Below are 25,630 nucleotides of genomic sequence, written 5' to 3'. Positions count from 1 at the left end.
GCCGTCAGCCCGCCCTGCGTGCGGCGATCGCCTCGTACACCATGCCGACCAGCAGCTCGTCGGCGTCCCGGCGGCCGAACTCGGCGGCGGCGCGGGACATGTCGTACAGCCGGTGCGGGTCGGTGAGCACCGGGAGCACGTTGTGGTGGATCCACTCGGGGCTCAGCTCGGCGTCGTCGACCAGCAGTCCGCCGCCGGCCTTGACCACCGGCTGGGCGTTGAGCCGCTGTTCGCCGTTGCCGATGGGCAGCGGGACGTAGGCGGCCGGGAGCCCGACGGCGGACAGTTCGGCGACGGTCATCGCGCCCGCGCGGCAGAGCATCATGTCCGCCGCGGCGTACGCGAGGTCCATGCGGTCCACATACGATACCGGGATGTAAGGCGGCATTCCGGGCATGTTGTCCACGTGCGGCAGGTCGTTCTTCGGGCCGACCGCGTGCAGGATCTGGACGCCGGAGCGCTGCAGCGAGGGGGCGACGGCCTGGACGACCTCGTTGAGCCGGCGGGCGCCCTGCGAGCCGCCGGAGACCAGCAGCGTCGGCAGGTTGGGGTCGAGGCCGAAGGCCACCCGCGCCTCGTGGCGCAGGGCCACCCGGTCCAGGGTGGCGATGGTGCGGCGCAGCGGGATGCCCACGTAGCGGGCGTTGCGCAGCTTGCTGTCGGGGGTGGACACGGCCACCCCGGCGGCGTAGCGCGAGCCGATCTTGTTGGCCAGGCCCGGGCGGGCGTTGGCCTCGTGGACGATGATCGGCACCCCGAGCCGCTTGGCGGCCAGGTAGCCGGGCAGCGCCACGTAGCCGCCGAAGCCGACCACGCAGTCCGCCTTGGTGCGCTCCAGGATCTGCTCGGCCGCCTTGATGGTGCCGCGCAGCCGACCGGGGACGGTGATCAGTTCCGGGGTGGGCTTGCGAGGCAGCGGTACGGCGGGGATGAGGCCGAGCTCATAGCCCCGCTCGGGCACGAGCCGGGTCTCCAGCCCGCGCTCCGTGCCGAGCGCCGTGATCCCCACGGTCGGGTCCTGCCTGCGCAGGGCGTCCGCGAGGGCGAGCGCGGGCTCGATGTGGCCGGCGGTCCCCCCGCCGGCGAGTACGACATGCACCGAAATTCACCGCTCTCCGGACGGCCGCTTCTTGACGCGCCGTCTCATCGTCTTCCATCTCACCCCAGGCTGCCGCATGGCCAGCGCCGCCCGCGCACCGGGCTCGTCGCGTGCGAAGGCGATGAGCAGACCGATGGCGAACATGGTCGGCAGCAGGGCGGACCCTCCGTAGGAGAACAGCGGCAGCGGTACTCCGGCGATCGGCAGCAGGCCGAGCACCGCACCGATGTTGACCACGGCCTGGGCCGTGATCCAGGTGGTCACCGCTCCCGCGGCGTACCTCACGAAGGGGTCCTCCGTGCGTCCGGCCACGCGGATACCCGCATAGCCTAGAGCCGCGAACAGGGCGAGAACCGACAGCGTCCCCGCCAGGCCCAGTTCCTCGCCGGTGATCGCGAAGATGAAGTCGGTGTGGGGCTCGGGCAGTTCGCCCCATTTTTCGACGCTCGCACCGAGTCCGGCACCGAACCAGCCGCCGTTGGCCAGGGCGTAGATTCCGTGCACGGCCTGCCAGCACTGATCATTGGCGCCCGGATCGGTGGCGCCGATGCAGGCCAGCCGGGACATGCGGTTGGCGCTGGTCTTGATGAACAGGAAGGCGAGCGCCGCCGTGACGCCGATCACCGAGGAGAACAGCCGGGTGGGGGCGCCGGCCACCCACAGCAGGCCGAGCAGGACCGCGGTGAGGACGACGGTGGTGCCCATGTCGCCGCCGACCATGATCAGGCCGAGCAGCACGAAGGTGACCGGGACCAGGGGCACCAGCAGGTGCTTCCACTGGGTGAGCAGCTTCTTGGACTGCTTGCGGGCCAGCAGGTCGGCGCCCCAGAGCACCACGGCGAGCTTGGCGAACTCGCTGGGCTGAGCCTGGAAGGGGCCGCCGAGGGAGATCCAGTTGGTGTTGCCGTTGATGGTCTCGCCGATGCCCGGGACCTGGACCAGGACGAGCAGGAAGACCGTTCCGGCGAGCAGCGGGTAGGCCAGCGCGCGCAGCAGCTTGACGGGGGTGCGGGCGGCCACCAGCAGCAGGACGGCGCCGATGGCGGCGGCCAGCAGCTGCTTGCGGAAGAAGTACGTGGGGGCGAGCCCGCTCTGCAGGGCCTTGATCTGGGAGGCCGAGTAGACCATCACCAGGCCCAGCACGAGGATCAGCAGCGAGCCGCCGAGGATGAGGTAGTAGGCGGTCAGCGGGCGGTCCCAGGCGCGCCGGGCCCGGGTGTGCAGGGTGCGCAGACCGCCGAGGACGGTGCCGCGCGGCGGGCCGCCGCGCCCGCCGCCCGGGGTGCCGCCGCGGGCGGCCGGGGGCCGGGAGGGACGGCGGACGGCGCGGGAGCCCGCGGAGGGCCCGCGCAGGGCCGTCCACGGGCCCCGCGGCCCCGGCCGTGGTGCGACGTGGTCGTGCATCCGGTCCCCTCCGCTGGTCCCGCGCCGTCCGGCCGCGGCGGGCGCCGGGCGGCTACTCCTCGGTGGTGCGGCCGGAAGCCAGCTCCCGGACCGCGGCGGCGAACGCCTCGCCCCGCTCGCCGTAGTTGGTGAACATGTCCATCGACGCACAGGCCGGGGCCATGAGGACCGTGTCGCCCTCGCCTGCGAGGGCGGCCGCCCGGCGGACGGCCTCGGCCATCGCCCCAGTGTCGGTCCGGTCGAGGTCCACCACCGGGACATCCGGGGCGTGTCGCGCCAGCGCCTCCTTGATCAGGGCGCGGTCCGCCCCGATGAGGACGGCGCCGCGCAGCCGCTTCGCGGACCGGGTGACGAGCTCGTCGAAGGTGGCTCCCTTGGCGAGGCCGCCGGCGATCCAGACGATCGACTCGTAGGAGGCCAGCGACGCCTCGGCGGCGTGCGTGTTGGTGGCCTTGGAGTCGTCCACGTAGGCCACGCCGTCCACGTCGGCGACGTGGGCGATGCGGTGGGCGTCTGGCCGGAAGGCACGCAGTCCGTCGCGGACCGCCTTCGGATCGACGCCGAAGGCGCGGGCGAGGGCGGCGGCCGCCAGGGCGTTGGCGATGTTGTGCGGGGCCGGCGGGTGGACGTCGGAGACCTCGGCGAGCTCCTGGGCGTTGCGCTGCCGGTCGGCGACGAACGCCCGGTCGACGAGGATGCCGTCGACCACGCCGACCTCGGAGAGGCCGGGGGCCCCGAGGGTGAAGCCGATGGCGCGGCAGCCCTCCTCGACGTCGGCGTCGCGGACCAGCTGCTCGGTGCGCGCGTCCGCGGTGTTGTAGACGCAGGCGACCCGGTTGCCCTCGTAGACCCGGCCCTTGTCGGCCGCGTAGGCGGCCATGGAGCCGTGCCAGTCGAGGTGGTCCGGGGCCAGGTTGAGCACGGCCGCGGAGTGGGCGCGCACGGAGGGCGCCCAGTGCAGCTGGTAGCTGGAGAGCTCGACGGCGAGGACGTCGTAGGGCTCCTGGGAGAGCACCACGTCGATGATCGGCGTGCCGATGTTGCCGACGGCGGCGGTGCGCAGCCCGGCGGCCTCCAGGATGGAGGCGAGCATCTGGACCGTGGTGGTCTTGCCGTTGGTGCCGGTGACGGCGAGCCAGGGCGGGGCGCCCTCGCCGCGGATCCGCCAGGCGATCTCGACGTCGCCGACGACGTCCACGCCCGCCGCGGCGGCGGCCGCGAACAGCGGGCTGTCGGGACGCCAGCCGGGCGAGGTGACGACGAGGTCGGTGCCCTCGGGGAGCGTCGCCGCGTCCCCGAGGCGGACGGTGACGTCGTCGCCCAGGCCGGCCGCGCGCTCGCGCAGGGCCGGGCCGTCGCCGCCGTCCACGACGGTGACGCGGGCGCCGAGGCCGGCCAGGGCGCGGGCGGCGCTGACGCCGCTCACGCCGAGGCCGGCGACGGTGATGTGCTTGCCGTTGAACTCCGAGGTGGTCACTTGATGGCCAGCCATCCCGCGTAGAAGATTCCGAGGCCGACGGCCACGCACAGGCCCTGGATGATCCAGAACCGGACCACCACAAGGACTTCGCTCCACCCCTTGAGTTCGAAGTGGTGCTGGAGCGGGGCCATGCGGAAGACGCGCTTCCCGGTCATGCGGAAGGAGCCGACCTGGATCACCACGGACATGGTGATCAGCACGAACAGACCGCCGAGCAGGGCGAGCAGCAGCTCGGTGCGGGAGCAGATGGCCAGACCCGCGAGCGCGCCGCCGAGGGCGAGCGAACCGGTGTCACCCATGAAGATCTTGGCGGGCGAGGTGTTCCACCACAGGAAGCCGAAGCACGAGCCCATCAGCGCCGAGGCGACGACGGCCAGGTCGAGTGGATCGCGCACCTCGTAACAGGCGGCGCCGGAGGTCAGCGGGTTGCCGCACCACTGGCCGTGCTGCCAGGTGCCGATGAACACGTACGCGCCGAAGACCATCACCGAGGCGCCGGTGGCCAGGCCGTCGAGGCCGTCGGTGAGGTTCACGCCGTTCGACATCGCGAGGATCATGAACAGCGCCCAGACCACGAAGATCACCGGGCCGAGCGTCCAGCCGAAGTCCTGGGTGAACGAGAGCCGGGTGGAGGCCGGCGTCTGCCCGCGGACGTCCGCGAACTGCAGCGCGAGCACCGCGAAGGCGATGCCGACGATCAGCTGGCCGGCCATCTTCGCCTTGGCGCGCAGACCGAGGCTCCGCTGCTTGACGATCTTGATGTAGTCGTCGAGGAAGCCGACCAGGCCCATGCCGGCCGTCAGGAACAGCACCAGCAGACCGGAGGTCGTCGGGTTGCTGCTGGTGACGACCTTGGTCAGCGCGTAGGCGACGAGCGTGGCCAGGATGAAGGCGATGCCGCCCATGGTGGGCGTGCCCTTCTTCCCGGCGTGGCCGCGCGGGCCGTCGTCGCGGATGAACTGGCCGTAGCCCTTGCGGGCCAGGAACTTGATCAGCAGCGGGGTGCCGATGAGGGTCAGGAAGAGACCGATGACACCCGCGACAAGGATCTGGTTCATCAGCCGGTGACCTCGCCCTCAGCGGCGAGCAGCTGCTCGGCCACCCGTTCCAGGCCCACCGACCTGGACCCCTTCACCAGTACGACGTCTCCCGGGCGCAGCTCGCTGCGCAACAGGTCGACCGCCGCCCGCACGTCGGACACGTGCACCGACTCCTCACCCCACGAACCCTCGTTGTAGGCACCCATGCACAGCCAGGCCGCTTCCCTGCCCCCGACTGCCACGAGCTTGCTGACGTTGAGCCGGACGGCGAGCCGTCCGACCGCGTCGTGCTCGGCGAGCGACTCCTCGCCCAGCTCGGCCATCTTGCCGAGCACCGCCCACGTGCGTCCCCCCCGCGCCTTGGCGGCATCGCCCATGGCGGCCAGCGCGCGGAGCGCGGCTCGCATGGACTCGGGGTTCGCGTTGTAGGCGTCGTTGACGATCGTCACGCCGTCCGCGCGCTCGGTGACCTCCATCCGCCAGCGGGAGAGCTGGCCGGCCCCGGAGAGCGCCGAGGCGATCTCCTGCACGGGCATGCCCAGCTCATGGGCGACGGCGGCCGCGGCGAGCGCGTTCGACACGTGGTGCTCACCGTACAGCCGCATCGTCACGTCGGCGCACCCGGTGGGTGTGTGCAGCGTGAAGGCGGGCTGCCCGGCCGCGGTCAGCCGGACGTCCGCGGCGCGCACGTCGGCGTCGGCGGCCTCGCCGAACAGCACGACGCGGGCCTTGGTGCGGCCGGCCATGGCGCGCACCAGCGGGTCGTCGGCGTTGAGCACGGCGACGCCGCCCTCGGCGGCCGCCGGCAGGGACTCGGCCAGCTCGCCCTTGGCGACGGCGATCTGCTCCCGGCCGCCGAACTCCCCGATGTGCGCGGTGCCGACGTTGAGCACGAGGCCGATGCGCGGCGGGGTGAGCTCCGCGAGGTAGCGGATGTGGCCGATGCCGCGGGCGCCCATCTCCAGGACGAGGTGGCGGGTGTCCTCGGTGGCGCGCAGCGCGGTCACCGGCAGGCCGATCTCGTTGTTGAGGTTGCCGGCCGGGCAGACGGTCGGGCCGAGCCGCTCCAGCAGCTGGCCGATCAGGTCCTTGGTGCTGGTCTTGCCCGCCGAGCCGGTCAGTCCGACGACGGTGGCACCCAGGCGCCCGGTGACGGCGCGGGCCAGCGCGCCGAGCGCGGCGACGACGTCCGGGACGACGACGGCCGGTACGCCGACGGGGCGGGTGGCCAGTACGGCCACCGCGCCCGCCGCGACGGCACGCTCGGCGTAGTCGTGCCCGTCGACGTACTCCCCGGCGAAGGCCGCGAACAGGCCGCCGGGAACCACCTCACGGGAGTCGATGACGACGGGTCCGGTGACCCGGACGTCCGGGTCCGGTATGTCGTGCTGCTGCCCGCCGACGACAGCGGCGATCTCGGCGAGGGACAGAGGGATCACCGGTGGTCACCTCCGGCCGTTCGGTCGGGCTTCCGGAGGGCCTCCGGGGCCGGTTGCTGCTGTGCGCGCATGGCGGTCTGTCATCCCTGGTCGTTCCGGTGCGTGGCCGCCTGGGTGCGCTCGATGGCCTCGCGCAGCACCCGGCGGTCGTCGAAGGGGCGTACCACCCCGGCGACGTCCTGGCCCTGTTCGTGGCCCTTGCCCAGGACGAGGACGGTGTCGCCGGGTTCGGCACGGACTACGGCGGCCGCGATGGCCTGGGCGCGGTCCTCCATCAGCAGGACGGCGCCGCGCTCGCCCGCGGGCACCTCGGCGGCGCCCGTGAGCATGGTGGCGAGGATCGCGAGCGGATCCTCGGAGCGGGGGTTGTCGGAGGTCAGGACGGCGGTGTCGGCGAGGCGGGCCAGCGCGGCGCCCATCGGGGCGCGCTTGGTGGTGTCCCGGTCGCCGCCGCAGCCGAGGACGGCGTGGATGCGGCCGGGGGTGACCTCGCGCAGCGCGCGGAGAACCGATTCGACGGCGTCCGTCTTGTGGGCGTAGTCCACGACGGCCAGGTAGGGCTGCCCGGCGTCCACGCGCTCCAGCCGGCCGGGGACGCCGGGCACGGCGGCGACGCCGTCGGCGGCGGCCTGCGGCTCGGTCCCGGCGGCGACCAGGGCGACGACGGCGGCGAGCGCGTTGGCCACGTTGAAGGGCCCGGCCAGCGGGGAACGGGCGGACACCCGGACCCCGTCGGGGCCCTCGATGGTGAACGTGGAGTCGAACGGGCCGGTGACGACGTCCACGGCGCGCCAGTCGGCCTCGGGGCGGCCCTCGGCGGAGAAGGTGACCACCGGGACCTCGGAGTCGCCCCCGGCCAGGCGGCGCCCGTGGGCGTCGTCCAGGTTGACGACGCCGAGCCGGCTGCGCTCCTTGGTGAAGAGCTCGGCCTTGGCCCGGTAGTAGTCCTCCATGCCGGAGTGGAACTCCATGTGCTCCGGGCTGAGGTTGTTGAAGACCGCGACGTCGAAGACGCAGCCGTCCACCCGCCCGAGCACCAGCGCGTGGCTGGAGACCTCCATGGCGACCGAGCGGACGTCCCGCTCGCGCATCACGGCGAAGAGGGCCTGCAGGTCGGTGGCCTCGGGGGTGGTGCGCTCGGACTTGACGCGCTCGTCGCCGATGCGGGACTCGACGGTGCCGATCAGGCCCGTCAGGTGCCCGGCGGCGCGCAGCCCGCCCTCGATGAGGTACGCGGTGGTGGTCTTGCCGGACGTGCCGGTGATGCCGATCTGCAGCAGCTCCCGGCCGGGCTCGCCGTAGACCGTCGCCGCGAGGGCGCCCATCCGGGCCCGCGGGTCGTCGACGACGAGGACCGGGAGGCCGGTGGCGGCGGCACGCTCGGCGCCCGCCGGGTCGGTCAGCACGGCGGCGGCGCCGAGGCCGGCCGCCTGGGCGGCGAAGCCGGCGCCGTGGAAGCGGGCACCGGGCAGGGCGGCGTACAGGTCGCCGGGGCGGACGGCGCGCGAGTCGTGGGTGATGCCGGTGACGGCGGCGCCTTCGGGGCCCTGAGCGCCTTCGGGGGCTCGGATGCCCAGCTGACCGGCGAGGTCCGCGAGGGGCACTGGCCGGACCCGGGTGGGACGGGGCGCTCCCGGAGCGGCTGCTTCCGGGGGGGTGGCTGGGGACTGATCAGCGTGGGGCACGGCGGTGAGCGTACCGGGCGCACCCGGCCCGTCGCGAAGCGAGGGGCGCGCCGGGCCCCGGTTCCCGGGGCGGGAAGTGCCGTGCGTCACACTCCCACGGCCCGGCGGCGTCGCACGGGGGCTCACCTAATATTCCACCGGCAGCCGGGGCGGCTGGCTGCCCGAGGGCGGCACCTGCAGGGTCTTCAGCGCGAAGGACATGACCTGCTGGAAGACCGGTCCGCAGATCTGGCCGCCGAAGTAGCTGCCCCGGGTGGGGTTCTGGATGGCGCAGTAGACCGTGATCCGCGGCTGGTCGGCGGGGGCGAAGCCGGCGAAGGACGCGGTGTAGCCGTGGTAGCGGCCGGTCTGCGGATCCACCCGGTTGGACGTGCCGGTCTTACCGGCCACCCGGTAGCCGGGGATCTTCGCCTTGGTGCCGGTGCCGTCCCGGTCGTCGACCACCGACTCCAGCATGGCCGACAGCTGCCGGGCGGTCTTCTCGCTGATCACCCGGGTCCGCGGCGGGGTCGGCGCGGGGGTGAACCGCCCGTCCGGCCCCTTCGAGCCGCGCACCAGCGTCGGCCGCACCCGTTCGCCGCCGCCCGCGATGGTGGAGTAGACCGAGGCCGCCTGCAGGGCGTTGAGGGACAGGCCCTGGCCGAACGGGATGGTGTACGACTGCGACTGCTCCCACTTCTGCCAGGGGGCGAGGATGCCGGGCGTCTCCCCGGGGAAGCCCAGCCCGGTGGGCCTGCCGACGCCGAACTTGCTCAGGTACGAGTGCAGGACCTGGTTGGCCTGCTCCCGCGTCTTCCCGAGCTGCTCGCTGGCGAGAATGGTGCCGATGTTGCTGGACTTGGCGAGCACCCCGTTGAGGGTGAGGTGCCAGATCCCGTGGTCGATGTCGTCGGCGAACGAACGGTCGGCGCGCGGCAGCCGGTTGGGGACCTCGACGTGGGTGCCCGGGGTGGCCGCGCCCTCCTCCAGGACGGCGGCCATGGTCATCACCTTGCTGACGCTGCCGGGCTCGTAGGCGTCCTGGACGGCCGCGTTGCCCATGGCCGCGCGGTCGGCGTGGGCCAGGTCGTTGGGGTTGTAGCCGGGGGCGTTGGCCATGGCCAGGATCTCGCCGGTGCGGGAGTCCTGGACGACGACGTAGCCGCGGTCGGCCGCCGAGGCGCGCACCTGCTCGGCCACCGCGTTCTGGGCGGCCCACTGGATGTCCCGGTCGATGGTCAGCTCGACGTCGGAGCCGGGGACGGCGGCCTGCTCCTTGAGGTCGCCGGTGGGCACCTGGCGGCCGCCGGACTGGGCGTAGACGCGCTTGCCGTCCTTGCCCGCGAGCTCGGCGTTCAGCTGGGCCTCCAGGCCCCCGCCGCCCTGCCCGTCGGCGTTGACGAAGCCCAGCATCCCGGCGGCCAGGTCCCCGTTGGGGTACACGCGCTTGCTGTGGGCCTCGCGGTTGAGGCCGGTGAGCAGGTTGACGCCGCCGCGGCCCGTGGGCGTCCGGGCCGCCTCCTTCTTCTTCAGCTCCCGGATCCGGTTCCACACCTGCGGGGTCTGCTGGCGGGCCAGCACCACGTACTTGGACTTCGGGTTGGCGGTGAGCTTCTGCTCGACGGCGTCGGCGCTCTCGCCGAGGACGGGCGCGAGCAGCTCGGCCGCCCTGCGGGGAGCGTCCGGGACCTTGATCCGCTCGGGGGTGAGCAGGTCGGGCGCGGCGGTGATGTCGTAGGCGTCGACGGTGGTGGCCAGGTCCACCCCGTTGCGGTCGGCGATGGTGCCGCGCTCGGCGGCCAGGGTGACGGGGATGTACCGGTTGACGTTGGCCCGGGCCGCGTACGCGCTCGCGTCGACGGCCTGCACCTGGAGCAGCCGCACGGTGAAGGCCAGCAGGACCAGCGTGAGCGCGAACCCGATCAGACGCAGCCGGGGCTTGGGGCTGCCCAGGCGCAGGGGCTGCGCCGCGGCGCCGGGCCGCGACCGGCCGGTGGGCCGGGCCGCGGGACGGGCGGGCCCGGGAACCGGGCGGCGGGGCTGCCTGGGCGCCGTCACTTCGTCACCTGCCTGGGGATCCGGGGAGGGTGGAGGGGGTCCGCGGCGCGGGGCCCGCTCCCGCCGGGGGAGGCGGGAGGCCGGGGCCCGCGGGCGGTTGCTGCGGCTGCGGGTTCGGCGGGTACGCCGGGTCCGGCCCGTTCGGCGCGGCCGTGTTCTGCGCGGGGGCGCCGGGCCGCTGCGGTTGCGGCGGGAGGGCCGGGTTCTGCGCGGCGGGCGCACCCTGCGCGTCCGGCGCGGCGCCCCGCGAGGGGGCGGTACCCGCCGCGGCGGCCGGGCCCGGGACGACGGCCGGATTCGGCACGGCCGCCGACACGTACGCCGCCGGGTCCGCCGCCGGTGTACCGCCGGCCGGCGGGGCCGGGGCCGGGACGCCGTGGACCGTGCCGTCCAGGCCCAGGAAGGCGGGGCTGCCCCCGGGCACCAGGCCCAGCTCGCGGGCGCGCCGCTCCAGCGCGTCGGGGGCGGCCAGCTGGTCCACCTCCTGCTGGAGCGCCTGCTGCTCGTCGGTCAGCTCGGTGGTCTTGCGCTGGAGCCTGGTGAGCTCGAACGACCCTTGGTTGAGCGAGGAGTTGAGCAGCAGCAGGGCGATGAGGCCGGAGCCGAGGAGGAAGACGACCAGCAGGACGAAGGGGGTCCGCCGCATCCCGGCGGGCCCCACGGGCCGCAGCCGGCCGAGGAGCGCGCCCCGGCCTCGGGCGGCCGGCGTCACGGGGCGTCCCCGACGTCCTCGCGGATGCGCTCGGCGCCCCTCAGCCGGGCCGGGGCGGCCCGCCGGTTCTCGGCGATCTCCTCCTCGGTGGGCAGCTCGGCGCCGCGGGTGAGGAGCTTGAGGCGCGGCTGGTAGCGCTCGGGGACGACCGGCAGGCCGGGCGGGGCGGTGCCGGCGGCCCCGGCGGCGAGGACGCCCTTGACGATGCGGTCCTCCAGCGACTGGTAGGACAGCACCGCGATCCGGCCGCCGACCGCGAGCGCGGCGACGGCCGCCGGGATGGCCTGCTCGACGCTCGCCAGCTCGGCGTTGACCTCGATGCGCAGCGCCTGGAAGGTGCGCTTGGCGGGGTTGCCGCCGGTGCGCTTGGCGGCCTGCGGGAGCGCGTCGCGGATGAGCTCGACGAGCCGGGCGCTGTTGGTGAAGGGCTCCTTCTCGCGCTCCCGGACGACGGCCGAGACGATCCGCTTGGCCTGCTTCTCCTCGCCGTACGCGCGCAGGATGCGCACCAGTTCGCCCGGCGGGTAGGTGTTGAGGACCTCGGCGGCGCTGATGCCCGTCGTCTGGTCCATGCGCATGTCCAGCGGCGCGTCCTGGGCGTAGGCGAAGCCGCGGTCCGCCTCGTCGAGCTGCATGGAGGAGACGCCGAGGTCGAAGAGGACGCCCTGGACCTTGGGGATGCCGAGGCGCTCCAGCACCTCGGGGAGCTCGTGGTAGACCGCCTGCACCAGGGTGGCGCGCTCCCCGAAGGGGGCGAGCCGCTCGCCGGCCAGCTTCAGGGCGGTGGGGTCGCGGTCGAGGGCGACGAGCCGGACGCCGGGGAAGGTCTTCAGCAGCGCCTCGCTGTGCCCGCCGGCGCCCAGGGTGCAGTCGACGACGACGGCGCCGGGCCCGGTGAGGGCGGGAGCGAGCATGTCCAGGCATCGCTGGAGCATGACGGGGACGTGTCGCGCGTTGCCGGCCATGGGCCCTTCTGGGACTGGGGTACGGCGCGCCGCGCACGCACCGCCGGGTCCCCGCCCGCTCGAAGGGGATGCGGCACGCGGGGCGGCCGGGAGCGGGAGGAGGCCGAGAGGTACGGGAACGTCGCGCACGTGCGGGTTCTTCGAGTTCAACGGATCCAAGGGGAGCGTCTCGCCTCCCACTTCGCGCCACTTTAGTCCACTCGTCCCCTCGGTCAATCACTGAGTTCACCTCGCGTTGCCGGGTCGGCGCGCGCCGTGAACCTGTGGTTCCGCCCCCTTTTGATCGCACGGACGTACGACAGTCACCCCTGTGGCTTACCTCACAGAAGCCCGGGTCGGCCGGGATTGCCCCTCCCGCGGGCGGGCCGACGGGCTCCCGGCCGACTACCGTCGTGCGTATGTCGATATCCGCGCCCAAGCCCCCCAGCCGGAACCCGTCGCCCGGCAGCAGCCGGCCCACGGTCACCGACCGCCTCGTCGAGGCCAACGCGGAGTACGCCGCCGCGTTCACCGATCCGGGCATGGACGCCCGCCCCGTCCTGAAGGTCGCGGTCGTCGCCTGCATGGACGCCCGTCTGGACCTGCACGCCGCGCTGGGCCTCGAGCTCGGCGACTGCCACACCATCCGCAACGCCGGCGGTGTGGTCACCGACGACATCATCCGGTCCCTCACCATCAGCCAGCGCGCCCTGGGCACGCGGTCGGTGGTGCTCATCCACCACACCGGCTGCGGCCTGCTCGACCTCACCGAGGACTTCCGGCACGACATCGAGGCCGAGGTCGGCCAGCGGCCCGCGTGGGCCGTCGAGGCGTTCAAGGACCTCGACCAGGACGTGCGCCAGTCCATGCAGCGCGTCCGCACCTCGCCGTTCCTCCCGTACACCGACGACGTGCGCGGTTTTGTCTTCGACGTGACCACGGGACGACTGCGGGAGATCGATCCGCAGCGGTGATCGACCGTTCGACGGTGTCATCGGACCGTCGGGACAGCCAGAATGCACAGGCGACGCCGCCCCTCCCGCGCCCGCGGGCGCGGGAGCAGGCGGACGGGACGGGCCGAGGAGGGCCGGGGTGACCACCTTTGACGAGCGGACGGGGCTCGGCGAGCTGACCAGTACGGCGGAGCGGATCCGCGCCTCGGTGGAGGGCGTGATCGAGGGCAAGCCGGAGGTCGTGCGGCTGGCGCTGACCGTGCTGCTCGCCGAGGGCCACCTGCTGATCGAGGACGTCCCGGGCGTGGGCAAGACCATGCTCGCCAAGGCGCTGGCCCGGTCGGTGGACTGCTCGGTGCGGCGCATCCAGTTCACCCCCGACCTGCTGCCCTCGGACGTCACCGGGGTGAGCGTCTTCGACCAGCGGGAGCGGGAGTTCGAGTTCAAGCCGGGCGCGATCTTCGCGCAGATCGTCATCGGCGACGAGATCAACCGCGCCTCCCCCAAGACCCAGTCGGCCCTGCTGGAGTCGATGGAGGAGCGCCAGGTCACCGTCGACGGACGGACCCATCCGCTGCCCTCCCCCTTCATGGTGGTGGCCACCCAGAACCCGGTCGAGATGGAGGGCACCTACCCGCTGCCCGAGGCGCAGCGCGACCGGTTCATGGCCCGGGTCTCGATGGGCTACCCGAGCCCCGAGGCCGAGCTGCGGATGCTGGACGTGCACGGCGCCGCCTCGCCGCTCGACGACCTCCAGCCGGCCGCCCACGCGCACGACGTCGTCAAGCTCGTCGAGGCCGTCCGCGAGGTGCACGTGGCCCAGGCCGTGCGGCGGTACGCGGTGGACGTGGTCTCCGCCACCCGCGGCCACCCCGAACTCGGCCTCGGCGCCTCGCCCCGGGCCACCCTGCACCTGCTGCGCGCGGCGAAGGCGGCCGCCGCACTGGCGGGACGGGAGTACGCGCTCCCCGACGACATCACGTCGCTGGCCGTACCGGTCCTGGCGCACCGGCTGCTGCCCACCGCGCAGGCCAGGCTCGGCCGGCGCACCGCCGAGCAGGTCGTCGGCGACATCCTGCGCCACGTCCCGGTGCCCGATCCCCGGGCGCGGCGGCCGTGACGGCCGGGCCGCCGCACGACGGGACCCCGGCCGGGGAGGAGCCGGGGGACCGGGGAGGACTGCGGGCGGCGTTCGGCGGACTGACCACGCGCGGGCGGTCGTTCCTGGCCGCCGGGGCCGCCGCCGTCGGCTGCTCGTACGTCCTCGGCCAGGAGGACCTGCTCCGCGTCGGCCTGCTGCTGGCCGTCCTGCCGCTGGCGTGCGTCCTGGTGCTGCACCGCACCCGCCACCGGGTCACCGGCAGCCGCCGGCTGACCCCGGAGCGGGTGTCCGCCGGGGAGGAGGCGCAGGTGCACCTGGCCGTCGAGAGCGTCTCCCGGCTGCCCACCGGGCCGCTGCTGCTCCAGGACCGCGTCCCCTACGACCTGGGCCCGCGCCCCCGCTTCGTCCTGGACCGGCTGGAGCCGGGCGCGCGGCGCGCGGTCTCCTACCGGGTCCGGGCCGACCTGCGCGGGCGGTACCGGCTGGGGCCGCTCCAGCTGCGGCTGACCGACCCGTTCGGCATGTGCGAGATCGACCGGGACTTCGGCGTCCGGCAGACGCTGACGGTGCTGCCGCACTGCGCGCCGCTGCCGCCGGTGCCGCTGGGCGGCGAGGCGGCCGGCCACGGCGAGGGCCGGCACCGCGCGATCGCGCTGGCCGGCGCGGACGACATCATTCCGCGCGGCTACCGGCACGGCGACGACCTGCGCCGAGTGCACTGGCGGGCGACCGCGCGCCTCGGCGAGCTGATGGTCCGCCGCGAGGAGCAGCCCCAGCGGGCGCACGCGACGGTGCTGCTCGACACCCGGGGCGTCGCCTACGCGGGCGCCGGACCGGAGTCGGCCTTCGAGTGGGCGGTGTCGGGGGCCGCCTCGGCCGCCGTGCACCTGCTCCAACGCGGCTTCTCCGTACGCCTGTTGACCGACACCGGGGCCGATGTGCCCGGACCGGACGGCCTGGCGGGCACCGGGCACGATCCCCTGGACGCGGCCGCGCCGCTGCTGGACGCCCTCGCCCTGATCGACCACTCGCGGGCGGAGGACCTGTCCGGCGCGCACGCGGCCCTGCGGGACGGACGCACCGGGCTGCTGGTCGCCTTCCTCGGCGAACTGGACGAGGAACAGGCCGAGTCGGCCGCCCGCCTGCGCGGACGCGGCGGCACGGCCCTCGCGTTCGTCCTCGACCCCGAGATCTGGACGGGCGCCGCGGCCGGGCCCGGCCACGACGCGCGCCCGCCGCGCCTGCTGCGCGAGGCGGGCTGGACGGTGCTCCCGGTGGGACCGGGCGACGACCTGTCCGACCTGTGGCGGCTGGCCGGGACGGGCGGGACGAGAGAGGACGACGGGATGACGGCGGGGGGACGGACATGAGCGGGGCGACGCGGCCGGCCGTCTGCGGCGTCCTGGCGACGGCCGGGGCCGCGAGCGCCATGGTGCCGCTGGTCGACGGCGCGTCCTGGCTGATGACGGCGGTGCTGCTGCTCGCCGTCCAGGCCGCCGTCGGCGCGCTCGCCCGCCGGGTGCCGCTGCCGCGCACCGCGACGGTGGCGCTCCAGGCGCTCGCCGCCCTGCTGCTGCTCACCGTGGCCTTCGCCCGCGACCGCGCCCTCGCCGGGCTGCTGCCGGGCCCGGACGCGTGCCGGCGGTTCGCGGAGCTGCTGCGGCAGGGCGCCGACGACATCGGGCGGTACGCGATCCCGGCGCCGGCGACCGGCGGCATCGAGCTGATGCTGGTGGGCGGCGTCCTGCTGGTCGGCCTGGTGGTGGACGCGCTGGCGGCCACCCTCCGGCAGGCCGCGCCCGCCGGGCTGCCGCTGCTGGCGCTCTACTCGGTCGGCGCGGGGCTGACCCGCGGCGGCACGGACTGGCTGTGGTTCCTGGCCGCCGCCGCGGGCTACCTGCTGCTCCTCCTCGCGGAGGGCCGGGACCGGCTGACGCGCTGGGGCCGGGTCTTCGGCGGTCACGGGGGCGGGGGCGCCTCCGCACCGGCCCGCACCGGCCGCCGGATCGGCGTCCTCGCACTGGGCGTCGCCCTGGCCGTCCCGCTCGCGCTGCCCGCGATCGACGGCGGGCTGCTGGCCCCGGGCGGCCGGGGCAAGGACGGGCCCGGCGACGGCGGGACGATATCCGCCGTCAACCCGGTGGTCTCCCTGCGCGACAGCCTCAACCAGCCCGAGAACCGGGAGGTGTTGCGCTACCGCACCTCCCTGGACGCCCCGCAGGACCTGTACCTGCGCATCGTCGCGCTCGACCGCTTCGACGGACGGACCTGGCGGCCCTCCGAGCGGCGGATCACCGACGTCCCGGAGCGGCTGCCCGCCCCGGCCGGGCTCTCCCCCGCGGTACGAACGGTCCGCGTGACCACCTCCGTGGCGGCCTCCGACACCTACGCGCAGACCTACCTCCCGCTCCCCTACCCCGCGGACGCGGTCCGCGTCGGCGGCCGGTGGCGCTACGAGCCGGAGGGCCGGACCCTGGTCGGCGACCACGGACAGAACACCCGGAGCCTGCGCTACCAGGTCACCAGCCTGCTGCCGCAGCCGACGGCCGCGCAGCTGGCGAGCGCGCCCGAGCCGCCCGAGCGGCTGCGCCGCGAGTACACCGAGGTGCCCTCCTCGCTGCCCGAGGTGGTGGCGCGGCGGGCCCGCGAGGTGACGGCGGGGGCCACCACCGCGTACGAACGGGCGGTGAAGCTCCAGGACTGGTTCGCGGTGAGCGGCGGCTTCCAGTACGACACCGGGGTGCGGTCGGGCAGCGGCGACGACGCCGTCGCCGGGTTCCTGGAGGACAAGCGGGGCTTCTGCGTCCACTTCTCCTTCTCGATGGCCGCCATGGCGCGCACGCTCGGCATCCCGGCCCGGGTCGCGGTGGGCTTCACGCCTGGCAGCCCGCAGGGCGACGGGACGATGTCGGTGGGCAGCAAGGACGCGCACGCCTGGCCGGAGCTGTACTTCGAGGGGGCGGGCTGGACGCGGTTCGAGCCGACGCCGAGCCGGGGAACGGCGCCGGACTACACGGTCGTGCGCGACCCGGCCGGGGCGGGCGACCCGGCCGTGCCGGAGCCGGACCGCACGTCCGGGCCCCGGCCGGCGCCCTCCCGGGGCGGCGCCCCGGGCCCGACGCCGGGCGGGGCGGAGGCCGGGAGCGTCTCCCTCGACGGCCCGTCGTCGCCCGGCATCGACGTCGTGGCCTGGTCCGCGGCGGCGGGCGGCCTGCTGCTGGCGCTGCTTCTCGCGGTGCCGCTGTGGCGGGTGCGCGTGCGGACGCGGCGGCTGGGCGGAGGCGCGCCCGGGTCCTCGGAGGAGGCGGTCTCGCACACGCTGGCCGCGTGGCGGGAGCTGACGGATTCGGCCTGGGACTACGGGATCGTGCCGGAGGCGTCGCAGACGCCGCGGGGTTCCGTGGAACGGATCGTCCGGGTCGGGGAGCTGGATGCCGCGGCGGCGGCGGCCGCGGGGCGGATGGCCACAGCGGTGGAGCGGGCGCTGTACGCGCCCACTGCCCCGGTGGTGCTCGGCCTGGCCGAGGACGTCGCCCTGGTCCGGGCGGGGCTGCGGGCCTCGGCGGGGCGGTGGGGGTGGGTGCGGGCGGTTGTCGCACCGCGGTCGGTGGGCCGGGTGGCGGCGCGGCTGCGGCGCCGTCGCGGCTAGGGGGTCTCCCCGCCCTTTCACCGTTTCCCGGGGAGACCCCGGACCCCATCCGCCCTGGGGCGGAGTCCTCAAGCTCCCCGGAGGGGGCAACCCCCAGGACACCGGACGCCGGGCACCCGCACGGCTCACGTGCGGACGCCCGGCGTTCGAAGAACTAACGGCCCTGCTCGTCCCGCCGCCGCTGCCACCGCTGCTCGATGCGGTCCATCATCGACCGCTTCTGCCGCACGGGGCCGCGCCGCCCGGGGGCGCCCACCGCACCCTGCGGAGAACCGCCCCGCGGCGCCTTGCGCCAGCCCGTGACCACGAGCACCGCGCAGCCGAGCATGACGAGGAACCCCACCACGCTGATCCAGATCCACTGGGCGACCATTCCGGCCATGAGGAGCGCGATGCCCACCAGAAAGCCCGCGATCGCCTGGTAGACCCGTCGCCGGGTGTACGTGCGCAGGCCGCTGCCCTCGAGCGCTGTGGCGAACTTGGGATCTTCGGCGTACAGCGCTCGCTCCATCTGCTCGAGCATGCGCTGCTCGTGCTCCGAGAGCGGCACGGAGTCCTCCTACTCGTCGGTCGCGGGGGTGCGACCGGGTGCGACCCTTTCAGGATAGGCAGGGAATCGCCCCCGTGAAACCCGCCCCTCTGCGCCAATTCGCCCACCGGCCCCGGGACGGCGACGGTGACGTCGCAACGTACATTCCCTGCCCGCCGATCCGTCATGCCGGACGGGGTCCTCCGATCATACGGGGCGAACGGCCTGATCGGGCGGGCCGTGTCCGTCCCGCCGTCAGCCCCGCGCGGCCAGCACGTGCAGCTGGGTGGCCACGGCGTGGAAGGCCGGCAGGGCCGCGGCGGCGGCCTCCAGCTCGAAGAGGGCGTCCCGGGCGCCTGGCTCGGCGTCGACGAGGACCCCGGGCACCAGGTCGGCGAAGACCCGGACCCCGTGCACGGCCGTGACGTCGAGCCCGGCCCCGGCGACCAGCTCCGAGAGCTGCTCGGCGGTGAAGCGCCGCGGGACCGGGTCGCCGGCGCCCCAGTGGCCGTCGGGGCCGGTCAGGGCCTGCCGGGCCTCGGCGAAGTGGCCGGCGAGGGCGCGGGCGAGCACCGCCCCGCCCAGGCCGGCGGCGAGCAGGCTGAGCACCCCGGACGGGCGGAGCGCCGCGGCGACGTTGCGCAGCCCGCCGGCCGGGTCCTCCAGGTACTCCAGGACGCCGTGGCACAGGACGGCGTCGTAGCCCTCGCGCCCGACGACCTCGAAGAGGTCCTGGGTGTCGCCCTGGACGCCGCGGACCCGGCCGGCGACCCCGGCCTCGGCGGCCCGGCGCTCCAGCGCGAACAGGGCGTTGGGGCTGGGGTCGACGACGGTGACGCGGTGTCCGAGGCGGGCGGCCTCGACGGCGAACTTGCCGCTGCCGCCGCCGGCGTCGAGTACCTCCAGCTCACCGCCCCGGCGGTCGAGGGCGTCCCGGAGGGCCTCCCAGACCACGGCGGTACGCAGGGACGCGCGGGGACGCGATGGGGTCTCCCCACCCAGGGAAGGCTCGGACACGGCGGGTGGCTCCTCGGCGGCGGTGGTGGAACGACGGACGTCGGCCCAGCCTAGTGGGCACCGGCGGGGGCGGTTGATCCTGCCCCGCCCCGCCCTTTCACCGTTTCTCCCGGGGCTGCGCCCCACCTCCCGAACGGCAGACAACCCGCCCACCACCACCCACAGAACGACCGACGGGCCGGCGGCCGCCGGGCACCGAGCGGGCCCGCGCGGGGGGACACGCTGCGTACAGGGAGAATCACCGCATGGACAGCAGCAGTACGCGCCGCAGGAACACCCGGCGGAAGCTCTTCGAGGCCGCGGTCACCCTCATCGCCGAACAGGGCTTCTCCTCCACCACGGTGGACGAGATCGCCGAACGCGCCGGGGTGGCGAAGGGCACCGTCTACTACAACTTCGCGAGCAAGACGGAGCTCTTCGAGGAGCTGCTGCGGGACGGTATCGAGCTGCTGACCGCCGCCCTGCAACGGGCGGCGGACGAGACGGCCGCGCGCGGCGGCGGCCGGGTGGACGCGCTGGACGCGATGGTCCGCGCGGGGCTGGAGTTCATCGCCCGCAACCCGGCCCTGACCCAGCTGTTCGCGGCCGAGCTGTGGCGCACCAACCGGGCCTGGCAGCCGACCCTGATGCAGGTCCGGCGGAAGGCCATCGCGGTGATCGAGGCCGTGCTGCGGCAGGCCGTGGCGGAGGACGAACTCGGCGCGGAGGTCGACGTTCCGCTGACGGCGTCGGCGCTCTTCGGCATGGTGCTGGTGGCCGCGCTGGACTGGCAGTCGTTCCAGCCGGAGCGGTCGGTCGACGACGTGCACGCGGCGCTGTCCCGGATGCTGCAGGGCCGGGTGGGCGGCGGCGCCCGCTAGGGCGTGTCCGATGGGTCAGCACAGGCCCCGCGACGCCTGACACGGCACCTCGCCGCGTTGTCGCATCACCCGAGTACGCCCAGTACGCGGGCGATGCTCCGCCTTGCGATGTACCGCACCAGACGCCGCGGGGCCCGCACTGACCCATCGGACACGCCCTAGGACCCCCGGGGAGCGGCCGGGCTCCGCCGCCCCGTGCCGGCGGTTCCGGGCCGCTCCCTCCACGGCCCACTCTTCCGTCCACGGGGCCCGCGCCCCATCCGCCGCGCTACTCATCCCGTCTGAGTACGTGCGCGCTCCCGGGCGGCTGCGCGCCCTCGTTACGATCTTCCGCGTGTCCATACTTCCCATGGTGTTCACGAGCGGCTGGGCGAGCGGGATCAACGCCTATGCCGTGGTCCTGCTCCTCGGCCTGTGCGGCCGCGCGGGGGTGGGCGGCGAGGTGCCCGGGCCGCTCCAGCGGCCCGAGGTGCTGATCGCGGCGGCCGTGCTGTTCCTCTGCGAGGCCGTCGCCGACAAGATCCCCTACGTGGACACCGTCTGGGACGCCGTGCACACCCTGGTCCGCCCGGCCTGCGGCGCGATGATCGGCTCGATGCTGGCCGGCCAGAGCGGCGGCGACCTGTCGGAGGTCGCGTGCGGGGCCCTCGGCGGAACGACGGCGCTGGTGATGCACCTGGTAAAGATGAGCACGCGGATGGCGGTCAACAGCTCGCCGGAGCCGCTCAGCAACATCGTGCTGAGCGTCCTGGAGGACCTGGGCGTCGCGGCGTTGGTCGTGTTCGCGCTGTTCCACCCGGTACTGGCGGCGTGCGTCGCGGGCGGACTGCTCGTCCTGGGCGTCGCGACCGTGGTCCTCCTGTGGCGCAAGGTGCGCGCGTTCCTCCGCCGGAGGCGCGAACGGCGCCTGGCGGCGGCCCGATAGAGTCCTGTCACATGGCAAGAATTGCGGTGATCGGCGCCGGCATGGCCGCCATGGCGGCCTCCGCCCGGCTCGCGATCGCGGGCCACAAGGTGACGGTGTACGAACGCGGGACGACCCACGGCGGGGCACTCGGCCGCGTCGCCCGCGACGGCTTCGTCTTCGACACGGGCCCCCAGCTCCTGCACCTCCCCGCCGTCTACCGCGACCTGTTCGTCAAGACCGGCAAGGAGTCCCTGGAGCAGAGCGTCGCCATGTCCCAGGTGGACCCGGCGAGCGCCCATGTCTTCGCCGACGGCACCGCCGTCGCGCTGCCCAACGCCTCGCGGGCCGGCGTCGTCCAGGCCCTCGACGCCGCGATCGGCCCGGGCGCGGGCGAGCGCTGGAGCGACATGGTCAACCGGGGCCGCGAGGTCTGGGACGCCACCCGCCGTCCGCTCCTGGAGGAGCCGCTGGCCACCGGGCCGGCGCGGGACGCGCTGGGCCACGACCCGTACCCGGCCGTCCGTCGGCGCGGGCTCTTCCGCCGCCCGGCGCCGCCCACCCTGGCGTCGGTGGCCGAGCGGGAGCTGACGGACCCGCGGCTGGCCGCCCTGCTGGAGAGCCACGTCCTGGCCCACGGCCTCGACCCGCGCACCGCCCCGGCGAGCGCGACGGTCCTGCCGTACATGGAGCAGACCTTCGGCAGCTGGTACGTGGCCGGCGGCATGCGGGCCCTAGCCGACGCGCTGCACCGGCGCTGCACGGCCCGCCGCGTGGAGTTCCGCTTCGGCGCGGAGGTCACGGAGGTCCTGGAGAAGGACGGCCGGGCCGCCGGGCTGCGGCTGGCCGACGGGGAGACCGTCGAGGCCGGCATGGTGGTCGCCGGGGTCTCCCCCGGCCGGCTGGCCGCGCTCGCCCCGGCGACGGCGGAGCCCGCCCCCGTCCCGCCCGGCCGCTGTACCGTCCTCCTCGCGCTGCGCGGCGCGCGCCCCGAGGGCACGGCGCACCGCACGGTGGTCCACGCCCCGGACCGCGCCGCGGAGTTGGCGGGGATCTTCGCGCCGCAGGGCGGCGCGGCGTACGTGCCGACGGTGACCGTGCTGCGCCCCGACGACCCGGCCGTCCGGCCCGACGAGGAGCACGAGGCGGTCACCCTGACCGCGACGGCCGCCCCGCAGGGTGCGGTCAACTGGCGTGCCGGGGCGGAGGAGTTCGCGGACCGGATGGTGCGCGCCGCCGAGGCGGCCGTGCCGGGCCTGCGCGAGCGGCTGCTGTGGCGCGAGGTGCTCACGCCCGCGGACACCGAGGAGTCCACCGGCGCCGAGGGCGGCGGCGTGCCCGCCCCGGTCCTGGCGGGTGCGGACGGCGCGTACCTGCGCCCCGCCAACTCCACCGGAATGTCCGGCTTCTACCGGGTGGGCGGCTTCGCGCACCCGGGCGGCGGGCTCGCCCACGCCGGGATGTCCGGGGCGCTGGTCGCCGGGCTCGTCGTGGAGGGCGCGGACTTCCGCGGCTCGCAGTGAGCCCGCGCCTCCGGTAGCCGCAACGCCGTAACGCCGCAACCGTCAGTAACGGTACTGCTGTTCCTCGTACCCCTGCTGCGGCGGGTACGGGGGCTGCTGCCGGCCCTGCTGCTGCGGCGGGAAGTCGGTGTCGCGCTGCTGCGGCACCCAGACGCCGCCGGGCGGGGTGTCCGTGTCGTACTGCCCCGCGCCCGTCGCCCACGCGTCCGCGCCGTACGACTGCTGCTGCCCGTACCCCTGGGGCGCGCCGGCGGGCGGGAGGTTCCCGATGTACGGGTCGGAGTACGCCGCGTACTGGTCCTGCTGTCCGTAGTCGAACTGACCCCCGTAGGGGGAGGCGGCGGTCGCGCCCTGCACCGGGGCGCCCGCCGGGGTGCCGTAGGCGTCGTACGTGCCGCCGAAGACGGTGGTCTCCTCGGCCGCCAGGACCTCGTCGTGGCCGGGCTGCCGGGGGACGGCCGGCATCATGGCCGTCGCCGCGTCGGGGTCCGGCACGGACGGCGGCCGCGGCGCGGGCGGCTCCGCCTTCGCGGCCGGGGCCTCGTCCGGTGCCTTCTCGGCGGCCCGGGCAGGCTTGCCGCGCCGGCGGCCGGAGCGGACGGGAGTCTCCCCGCGGCTCTCCCGGCCCCGGCGGCGGAGCGCCCAGCCGGCGGAGAAGCCCCGCCGGAAGGACACCGTCACGTACACCTGCCCGACCGCGAAGGCGATCGCGCCCACCGCGATGACCACGACGGACGGGACGAGGACGCCCGCCACCACGCCGAGGAAGCCGGTGAAGGCCAGCAGCCGCCAGCGCAGCCTGGCCTTGTACTGGAAGAGCACCTCGCCCAGCAGCCAGAGCCCGACGACGCCGAACGCCAGATAGAGGACCGTCCAGCCCATGAGTCGCCCCTCTCGTCCGGCCGCCGTGCCCGGCCGGCCGTCAGGGCCGCTGGTGCAGCCCCAGGTTCTCGTAGATTTCCAAGGTCGCCGTGGAGTGGTTCAGGGTAATGAAGTGCAACCCGGGAATCTCCTCGGCCATCAACCGCGCACACAGCTCCGTCGCGTACTCGATCCCGATCGAGCGTACAGCCGCCGGGTCGTCGGCCACCGCCCGGATCCGCTCCTCGAGCTCCGTGGGGAAGTCCGCGTTGCTGAGCTGTGCGAAGCGTTCGATCTGGCGGACGTTGGTGACGGGCATGATCTCGGGGATGATCGGGGTGTCGCAGCCGGCCGCCGCGACCCGGTCGCGCAGCCGCAGGTAGTCATCGGCGTGGAAGAACATCTGGGTGATCGCGAAGTCGGCGCCCGCCTTGCACTTGTCCACGAAGTGCTTCACGTCGGTGTCCCAGTCGGTGGAGCGCGGGTGCATCTCCGGGAACGCGGCGACGCCGACGCAGAAGTCGCCCGACTCCTTGATGAGCCGGACCAGTTCGACCGCGTGGTCCATGCCGTCCGGGTGGCGCACCCACTCGCCCATGGGGTCGCCGGGCGGGTCGCCGCGCAGGGCGAGCATGTTGCGGATGCCGACGTCCGCGTACTGCCCGATGACGTTGCGGAGTTCGGCCAGGGAGTGGTTGACGGCCGTGAGGTGGGCGACGGGGGTGAGGGTGGTGTCGGTGGCGATGCGCTCGGTCGCGCGGACCGTCCCCTCACGGGACGAACCGCCGGCGCCATAGGTGACGGAGACGAAGGTGGGGGCGACGGCTTCGATGCGCCGGATGGCGTTCCACAGCGTCCGTTCCCCCTTTTCGGTCTTCGGAGCCGCGAACTCGAAGGAATACGAACGCTCGCCGGAGGCGAGCAGGTCACGCACGGTACGGGCGTGATCCGTCCTGGTGGAGGCAGTGCCAAGGGCCATACCGGCCAAGTTAACCCGGCACGCGACGATCATGACGGGCGCGGCCGGGTTCTGTCCGTTTCCTTACGCTGGCTGGCCGGTGACTGCCAGAGAAGATCCACTCAGTGGAGATCCACGGGCGCGGTGCGCGCCCGGATCCGCTCCGCGAGCCGGGCCGCCGCCGCGCCCGGGTCGGCCGCCTCCGTGATCGCCCGGACGACGACCACCCGGCGGGCGCCGGCGTCCAGCACCTCGTCGAGGTTGGTCTCGTCGATGCCGCCGATCGCGAACCAGGGCTTCGTCTGCGGCAGTACGGCCGCGTGCCGCACCAGGGACAGGCCGGGGGCGGGGCGGCCGGGCTTGGTGGGCGTGGGCCAGCAGGGGCCCGTGCAGAAGTAGTCCACGCCGGGCTCGGCGAGGGCGGCGTCCACCTCGGCCTCGGCGTGCGTGGAACGGCCGACGAGCACGTCGTCGCCCAGGATCGCCCGGGCCGCGGGCACGGGCAGGTCGCCCTGGCCCAGGTGCAGCACGTCCGAGCCGATGGCGTGCGCGATGTCGGCGCGGTCGTTGACCGCGAGGAGCCGGCCGTGCCGGCGGGCCGCCTCGGCCATGACGGCGAGGTGCCCGAGCTCCTCGCCGGCCTCCACGCCCTTGTCGCGGAGCTGGACGACGTCCACGCCGGCGGCGAGGACCGCGTCCAGGAACTCGGGCAGGTCGCCCTGGCGCCTGCGCGCGTCGGTGCACAGATAGAGCCGGGCGTCGGCGAGGCGCTCGCGTGCGGTGGGCATGTGGTGTCCCCCAGGTCGGTGGTGCGGTGTACGGGCGGAGGTGACCGCCCGTACACCGGGCCCCCTACCGGGGGAGGGTCAGACGGCGAGCGCCTGGGCCCGGCGCTTCACCTCCGTCCCGCGATTCTCGCGCAGGGCCCGCACGGGGGTGCCCGGCAGGGTCGGGTCCGGAGTGAAGAGCCACTCCAGCATTTCCTCGTCGCTGAAGCCGTCGTCCTTCAGGAGCGTCAGGGTCCCGGACAGGCCCTTGACGATCCTGTCCTCGCCGATGAATTCGGCGGGCACCTGGAGCACGCGGTTCTCACCACGGCGCACGGCGATCAGCTGGCCCTCCTTGACCAGCTGCCGCACGCGCGTCACCTCGACGCCGAGCTTTTCGGCGATGTCGGGGAGCGTGAGCCAGGCGGGGACGAGAGCATCGATCTTTGCGTCAATCTCGGTCACGGGACAAGCCTGCCATCCGCCGCTGACAGCCGGTAGCCGGGTTGACCCGGGCGAGCCGCGGGTCCCTCCGGGGGCGGGTGCCCTATGGGGGGCGGGGTGCCCTCCGGGGGCGGTGCCCCATGGGGGGCGGGGTTCCCTCCAGGAGCGGGTGCCCCATGGGGGGCGGGGTTCCCTCCAGGAGCGGGTGCCCCATGGGGGGCGG

General features: G+C 74.7%; 22 protein-coding genes. 7 read left to right on the top strand and 15 right to left on the bottom strand.

From position 1 onward, the window contains the following. Positions 1-4 precede the first annotated feature (4 nt). The 9 genes from murG to rsmH all read right to left on the bottom strand — a co-directional run bounded on the left by murG (position 5) and on the right by rsmH (position 11,861). Complete coding sequence (murG, locus tag I5Q34_RS18565; protein ID WP_199893450.1) at positions 5-1,099, bottom strand: undecaprenyldiphospho-muramoylpentapeptide beta-N-acetylglucosaminyltransferase; 1,095 nt, start codon at positions 1,097-1,099, stop codon at positions 5-7. Between the two features lie 6 nt (positions 1,100-1,105). Beyond that, entirely contained in the window at positions 1,106-2,503 is a 1,398-nt protein-coding gene (gene ftsW, locus I5Q34_RS18560) for a putative lipid II flippase FtsW (protein WP_234429137.1), read from the bottom strand. 52 nt (positions 2,504-2,555) lie between these two features. Beyond that, positions 2,556-3,995 carry a UDP-N-acetylmuramoyl-L-alanine--D-glutamate ligase gene (murD, locus tag I5Q34_RS18555; RefSeq protein ID WP_199893449.1) on the bottom strand — a complete coding sequence of 480 codons (1,440 nt, stop codon included), beginning with the start codon at positions 3,993-3,995 and terminating at the stop codon, positions 2,556-2,558. Next, positions 3,977-5,041 carry a phospho-N-acetylmuramoyl-pentapeptide-transferase gene (mraY, locus tag I5Q34_RS18550; RefSeq protein WP_199893448.1) on the bottom strand — a complete coding sequence of 355 codons (1,065 nt, stop codon included), beginning with the start codon at positions 5,039-5,041 and terminating at the stop codon, positions 3,977-3,979. Before mraY ends, murD begins: the two co-directional genes overlap by 19 nt. After that, on the bottom strand, positions 5,041-6,462 hold the full coding sequence (gene murF / locus I5Q34_RS18545; RefSeq protein ID WP_199893447.1) for a UDP-N-acetylmuramoyl-tripeptide--D-alanyl-D-alanine ligase: 1,422 nt from the start codon (positions 6,460-6,462) through the stop codon (positions 5,041-5,043). The genes mraY and murF overlap by 1 nt, the downstream gene beginning before the upstream one ends. A gap of 80 nt (positions 6,463-6,542) precedes the next feature. Continuing rightward, positions 6,543-8,237 carry a UDP-N-acetylmuramoyl-L-alanyl-D-glutamate--2,6-diaminopimelate ligase gene (locus I5Q34_RS18540; RefSeq protein ID WP_199893446.1) on the bottom strand — a complete coding sequence of 565 codons (1,695 nt, stop codon included), beginning with the start codon at positions 8,235-8,237 and terminating at the stop codon, positions 6,543-6,545. A gap of 36 nt (positions 8,238-8,273) precedes the next feature. Next, entirely contained in the window at positions 8,274-10,184 is a 1,911-nt protein-coding gene (locus I5Q34_RS18535; RefSeq protein ID WP_199893445.1) for a penicillin-binding protein 2, read from the bottom strand. A gap of 4 nt (positions 10,185-10,188) precedes the next feature. Beyond that, on the bottom strand, positions 10,189-10,896 hold the full coding sequence (locus I5Q34_RS18530) for a septum formation initiator family protein (RefSeq protein WP_374193040.1): 708 nt from the start codon (positions 10,894-10,896) through the stop codon (positions 10,189-10,191). After that, on the bottom strand, positions 10,893-11,861 hold the full coding sequence (gene rsmH, locus I5Q34_RS18525; RefSeq protein WP_199893444.1) for a 16S rRNA (cytosine(1402)-N(4))-methyltransferase RsmH: 969 nt from the start codon (positions 11,859-11,861) through the stop codon (positions 10,893-10,895). Before rsmH ends, I5Q34_RS18530 begins: the two co-directional genes overlap by 4 nt. A 398-nt stretch (positions 11,862-12,259) precedes the next feature. Between rsmH and I5Q34_RS18520 the strand changes: the two genes are divergently transcribed. From I5Q34_RS18520 to I5Q34_RS18505, 4 genes are all read left to right on the top strand, one after another. Next, positions 12,260-12,814, top strand: a complete 555-nt coding sequence (locus I5Q34_RS18520) for a carbonic anhydrase (protein ID WP_199893443.1) — start codon at positions 12,260-12,262, stop codon at positions 12,812-12,814. Positions 12,815-12,932: 118 nt separating this feature from the next. Continuing rightward, positions 12,933-13,913, top strand: coding sequence for a MoxR family ATPase (locus tag I5Q34_RS18515; protein WP_199893442.1), 981 nt, complete (start codon positions 12,933-12,935; stop codon positions 13,911-13,913). Next, positions 13,910-15,265, top strand: a complete 1,356-nt coding sequence (locus I5Q34_RS18510) for a DUF58 domain-containing protein (RefSeq protein WP_199893441.1) — start codon at positions 13,910-13,912, stop codon at positions 15,263-15,265. Before I5Q34_RS18515 ends, I5Q34_RS18510 begins: the two co-directional genes overlap by 4 nt. Continuing rightward, positions 15,262-17,544: a DUF3488 and transglutaminase-like domain-containing protein gene (locus tag I5Q34_RS18505; protein ID WP_199893440.1), complete on the top strand. Its 2,283-nt coding sequence runs from the start codon at positions 15,262-15,264 to the stop codon at positions 17,542-17,544. The genes I5Q34_RS18510 and I5Q34_RS18505 overlap by 4 nt, the downstream gene beginning before the upstream one ends. A 154-nt stretch (positions 17,545-17,698) precedes the next feature. On the opposite strand, the gene I5Q34_RS18500 is transcribed toward I5Q34_RS18505, so the two are convergent. Together I5Q34_RS18500 and I5Q34_RS18495 are read right to left on the bottom strand one after the other, a co-directional pair. Further along, positions 17,699-18,094 (bottom strand): DUF3040 domain-containing protein, encoded by a 396-nt coding sequence (locus I5Q34_RS18500; RefSeq protein WP_199893439.1) that lies wholly within the window; start codon positions 18,092-18,094, stop codon positions 17,699-17,701. A 234-nt stretch (positions 18,095-18,328) separates the two neighbouring features. Continuing rightward, a complete protein-coding gene (locus tag I5Q34_RS18495) occupies positions 18,329-19,090 on the bottom strand; it encodes a methyltransferase (protein ID WP_199893438.1) in 762 nt (253 codons plus the stop codon). A gap of 245 nt (positions 19,091-19,335) precedes the next feature. On the opposite strand from I5Q34_RS18495, the gene I5Q34_RS18490 reads away from it, so the two are divergent. The 3 genes from I5Q34_RS18490 to I5Q34_RS18480 all read left to right on the top strand — a co-directional run bounded on the left by I5Q34_RS18490 (position 19,336) and on the right by I5Q34_RS18480 (position 22,377). Beyond that, on the top strand, positions 19,336-19,950 hold the full coding sequence (locus I5Q34_RS18490) for a TetR/AcrR family transcriptional regulator (RefSeq protein ID WP_199893437.1): 615 nt from the start codon (positions 19,336-19,338) through the stop codon (positions 19,948-19,950). A 334-nt stretch (positions 19,951-20,284) separates the two neighbouring features. Next, positions 20,285-20,875 carry a DUF4126 domain-containing protein gene (locus tag I5Q34_RS18485; protein WP_199893436.1) on the top strand — a complete coding sequence of 197 codons (591 nt, stop codon included), beginning with the start codon at positions 20,285-20,287 and terminating at the stop codon, positions 20,873-20,875. Positions 20,876-20,886: 11 nt separating this feature from the next. Continuing rightward, positions 20,887-22,377 (top strand): NAD(P)/FAD-dependent oxidoreductase, encoded by a 1,491-nt coding sequence (locus I5Q34_RS18480; protein WP_199893435.1) that lies wholly within the window; start codon positions 20,887-20,889, stop codon positions 22,375-22,377. 42 nt (positions 22,378-22,419) lie between these two features. Here the strand turns inward: I5Q34_RS18480 and I5Q34_RS18475 are convergent, their stop codons facing one another. The 4 genes from I5Q34_RS18475 to I5Q34_RS18460 all read right to left on the bottom strand — a co-directional run bounded on the left by I5Q34_RS18475 (position 22,420) and on the right by I5Q34_RS18460 (position 25,428). Continuing rightward, positions 22,420-23,259, bottom strand: coding sequence for a hypothetical protein (locus tag I5Q34_RS18475; protein ID WP_199893434.1), 840 nt, complete (start codon positions 23,257-23,259; stop codon positions 22,420-22,422). 40 nt (positions 23,260-23,299) lie between these two features. Then, on the bottom strand, positions 23,300-24,217 hold the full coding sequence (gene metF, locus I5Q34_RS18470; RefSeq protein ID WP_199893433.1) for a methylenetetrahydrofolate reductase [NAD(P)H]: 918 nt from the start codon (positions 24,215-24,217) through the stop codon (positions 23,300-23,302). Between the two features lie 101 nt (positions 24,218-24,318). Next, a complete protein-coding gene (gene thiE, locus I5Q34_RS18465) occupies positions 24,319-24,984 on the bottom strand; it encodes a thiamine phosphate synthase (RefSeq protein ID WP_199893432.1) in 666 nt (221 codons plus the stop codon). A gap of 78 nt (positions 24,985-25,062) precedes the next feature. Next, positions 25,063-25,428, bottom strand: coding sequence for an Rv2175c family DNA-binding protein (locus I5Q34_RS18460; protein WP_199893431.1), 366 nt, complete (start codon positions 25,426-25,428; stop codon positions 25,063-25,065). Positions 25,429-25,630: the final 202 nt, after the last annotated feature.

The organism is Streptomyces sp. AV19 (assembly GCF_015999245.1).
GTDB lineage: Bacteria > Actinomycetota > Actinomycetes > Streptomycetales > Streptomycetaceae > Streptomyces.
This window is presented reverse-complemented; position numbering and strand designations above follow the sequence as displayed.

Coding starts and splice junctions, on each gene's coding strand:
- ftsW (WP_234429137.1), bottom strand. CDS start 2,503: ATGCACGACCACGTCGCACCACGGCCGGGGCCGCGGGGCCCGTGGACG.
- murD (WP_199893449.1), bottom strand. CDS start 3,995: ATGGCTGGCCATCAAGTGACCACCTCGGAGTTCAACGGCAAGCACATC.
- mraY (WP_199893448.1), bottom strand. CDS start 5,041: ATGAACCAGATCCTTGTCGCGGGTGTCATCGGTCTCTTCCTGACCCTC.
- rsmH (WP_199893444.1), bottom strand. CDS start 11,861: ATGGCCGGCAACGCGCGACACGTCCCCGTCATGCTCCAGCGATGCCTG.
- I5Q34_RS18520 (WP_199893443.1), top strand. CDS start 12,260: ATGTCGATATCCGCGCCCAAGCCCCCCAGCCGGAACCCGTCGCCCGGC.
- I5Q34_RS18505 (WP_199893440.1), top strand. CDS start 15,262: ATGAGCGGGGCGACGCGGCCGGCCGTCTGCGGCGTCCTGGCGACGGCC.
- I5Q34_RS18490 (WP_199893437.1), top strand. CDS start 19,336: ATGGACAGCAGCAGTACGCGCCGCAGGAACACCCGGCGGAAGCTCTTC.
- I5Q34_RS18480 (WP_199893435.1), top strand. CDS start 20,887: ATGGCAAGAATTGCGGTGATCGGCGCCGGCATGGCCGCCATGGCGGCC.
- I5Q34_RS18475 (WP_199893434.1), bottom strand. CDS start 23,259: ATGGGCTGGACGGTCCTCTATCTGGCGTTCGGCGTCGTCGGGCTCTGG.
- metF (WP_199893433.1), bottom strand. CDS start 24,217: ATGGCCCTTGGCACTGCCTCCACCAGGACGGATCACGCCCGTACCGTG.
- thiE (WP_199893432.1), bottom strand. CDS start 24,984: ATGCCCACCGCACGCGAGCGCCTCGCCGACGCCCGGCTCTATCTGTGC.